Consider the following 3,120-nt stretch of genomic DNA (forward strand, 5'->3'; position numbering starts at 1 on the left):
GGATAGGCTTCTTCGTTTTCAGCTATTCCGCCAAACTCAAATCCTCCTTGTGCGCAATTATAATACATCGTTAATAGAATAAAATCCATTAATCCAATCGGTTCTGTTATCCAACCTTCATCATCACTATACTTAACCCAAATTGTGGTATCATGTATTGTAGTAGCCCATAAACACACTTCTTGATTTTCCGCAAGAAAGATAATCTTTTCACCATCAGATTGTAATTCGTCTAATGGCAAGAACCGTTGGAACGAAGAAGCCAATACCTCTACTTTTCCAACAGATAAATAAAAATGCTTTAGAGCTTCCGGCATTGTTAGTCCAAGCATATTTTCAGCCTGTTTGATTTCATCCATTGTGTAACCGTCATTTGCAGTTAATTTTCTGCCTAATAACTGTTCTGCTGTTTGAATAATGTTCTTCATATTTTAATTGTTGGTAATGTATTTATAAGATCACCTGTTGGTGTTGTTTGTTTTGGTAAACGTCACCCGGCAGGTGTGTTTCCTAATCTCTAATAGCTGCACCTTTTGTTAATGCCTCTTTTTGCACTTTCGTGGTCGGAGTTTATATGCTTTCCCTCCAAAGGTCAGTTTCTCGCAAGCTACTTTATAGCCTTCGCTGTTAAAATAATACCGGTAAACATATTCTTCCTTGCCTTCTGAACCTGAATAGGATGTGCTGCTTGGACGGGTTGTCTCCCCGTTAATTGACAACAACGGAGGATTCTGATCGGGACGAGTATTGCAGGTAAGGGTGGCACAGTATCTCACGTAATCTCCGACCAGTTGCTCCACATTCAAACTGCATTTCAATCTTTTTCTGTCCACTCCGGCAGAATTTACATGCACACGACATTCAGGAGTGGTATAGGTACGGTTCCCTACCGTTACAGATGCGGCAGGGAGCTGAATCTCGCCGCTTTTCCTGAACCGCACAAGATAGCTGAAACAGGTTTCATCACTCTTGCTTCCCACTCCGTTCACAAGTGTGTAACTGCTACATTTATGTTGTTTCGGACCACTCACCACTTCAATGTTGTCATTGAATACCGGATAAGAAGCCGTGTCGAACTGGGAATTGACCAAAGCATACGTCAGTTCCACCACTTGTCCCGCACGGATTTCCCGTATTGTGTCTGCCTTTATGTGGAAATACACGGAGTCTGCGGTAGTCGAGGCGTACACTCGAACTCCCGAAAAAAATACATACATCCATATACAACAGATTTGTATGTTCCTGATTGACTTTCTTGTTATGTATCTGACCTCTTTTTTCATTTATTGATGTATCATATCAAACATTGCCGTAATCTATTCTTTCTTGCTCTCACTATAATAATGACGGAACAACATTCATGAATCGTCCAATGAATCAAGCGGATTCGGTATGCTCGACTTGTGGGCACTTGTAACATGAAGGTAGATGCTCGTAGTCTTGATGTCGTTGTGTCCCAAAAGCTCCTGTATGGTTCTCAGGTCCGTACCCTGCTCCAGAAAATGGGTGGCGAAAGAGTGCCGCAGCATGTGTACGTGTACCCGGTGCTTGATGCCGGCTCGATCGGCGGCTTCCTTCAACACTTTCACCAGTGCGCTTGCCGAATACTTTTCTCCGGGGGTATCGCCCTCGAACAGCCATTTCTTCGGACGGTATTCCTTGAAATATTCCCGAAGTTCGCACAATACCTTCTCCGACAGCAGCGAGTAGCGGCATTTTTTGCCCTTGCCCATAATGCGAATCAGCATACGTTCGCTCATAATATCCTGCGGAGTGAGGTTAAGCAACTCGCTCCTTCTCAATCCTGCGGAATAAATCAACGAAATCATACAGCGATGCTTGCGGTTTGCAAGGGCTTGGCTGTCCGCGTAGTCCACCCGGATGCACTCCTCACCGTTGTACCTGTCTTTATGCATGACGATGCTGCCACGTTGTTTTAGTATCTTATCCATAATTTCCCGGCTATAGATTCCATGACCCCAAAATTAGCGAAATAATCCGAAAAACAAACCGATTGGTTTGTTTTAACACATAAAAAAGCGGCTGAAAACACAAAACCGCTCGAATTTTAACATTTCAGGCTTTTAACAGCGAATAGACGAAGCGCAGTTCCCTTGCAAGCCGTTGTATGTCAAGCCCCCTCAAAAAAGACTGCTCGAAGGACAGACCGAAAAACACCTGCCGGAACAGCATGGCAGTGTCCTCGATGTCCACATCCTGCCGTATCTCCCCGGTGTCCTTTGCCGACTGTATGGCGGCTCTCCAAAACTCGTAGTCCTGCCGGAACATGCCTGCTATCTTTTCCTCCACATCCGGATAATAAAGCCGTACCTGCATCATAAGATGGTAATAATAGAAATTGAAGCTGCATCCTGCCGGATTGTTGCCGTCATCAAGAAGCGATATGAGTTTCCGCATGGTCTGTTCCACACCTTTTATATATTGTTCGATAAATTCCGACAGGGTGGCAGCCTTGAACCGGAACTTGTTTGCCACCGACTGCATCCCGAACACGTATTTATCTATAACCGCCACGAAAAGGTCCAGTTTTATCGGATAATAATACACCAGTCCGGCTTTCGTCAGCCCGCAGGCTTTTCCGATCTCTACCTGACTTGCCTTCTCATAATTCATCTTGGCGAAAACGCGCAGTGCGTTTTCAAGCACTTCTTCACGGTTGGTTATCATTATAAAATTCTACAGATTGATTTTATCTTCCAAAGATAAGACATTATCTTGAGATACAAAAAGGACAGGCTGGATAATCTTTCACATTACGACTTAGAAACTGCATAAGCATGTCATTGCGGCGGGTCTTCAATGGCAATGATGATCACCATGCGGATACATTTCCTAATCTCTGATATACACCCCCATGAATCATCCGGCGTATCAAGCGGATTCGATATGCTTGATACGCCGGCTCTCGTTACATGAAGACGCTGATATTACAAGACAACCGAAGGAGGATGTGTCATAATAGCCGAATCATTCAGCCGCCTACCATCCGGACCATTCCGACAGCATCCTCGCCATCCGGCTAAAATAAAGGCGGTGTGTCGAATTTTATCAATTTTGACACACCGCCCTTTGCTGTGATGTTGAGGGGCAATACAAGAG

Annotated in this window: 3 protein-coding genes and 1 pseudogene; all 4 read right to left on the minus strand. The window is 44.4% G+C overall.

Translation table 11 applies throughout. The features are described 5' to 3' along the window. The coding region (locus JX312_RS11180) for an SMI1/KNR4 family protein (protein WP_204458057.1) at window positions 1–428 on the minus strand (428 nt) is incomplete at its 3' end. A 108-nt stretch (window positions 429–536) separates the two neighbouring features. Further along, window positions 537–1,217: a BatD family protein gene (locus tag JX312_RS11185; RefSeq protein ID WP_239653897.1), complete on the minus strand. Its 681-nt coding sequence runs from the start codon at window positions 1,215–1,217 to the stop codon at window positions 537–539. Window positions 1,218–1,358: 141 nt separating this feature from the next. Continuing rightward, window positions 1,359–1,853, minus strand: a pseudogene (locus JX312_RS11190) (tyrosine-type recombinase/integrase); the annotation flags it as partial. A gap of 223 nt (window positions 1,854–2,076) precedes the next feature. Then, entirely contained in the window at window positions 2,077–2,688 is a 612-nt protein-coding gene (locus JX312_RS11195) for a TetR/AcrR family transcriptional regulator (RefSeq protein ID WP_065540271.1), read from the minus strand. Window positions 2,689–3,120: the final 432 nt, after the last annotated feature.

The organism is Barnesiella sp. CU968, from assembly GCF_905219685.1.
Lineage (GTDB): Bacteria > Bacteroidota > Bacteroidia > Bacteroidales > Muribaculaceae > Lepagella > Lepagella muris_A.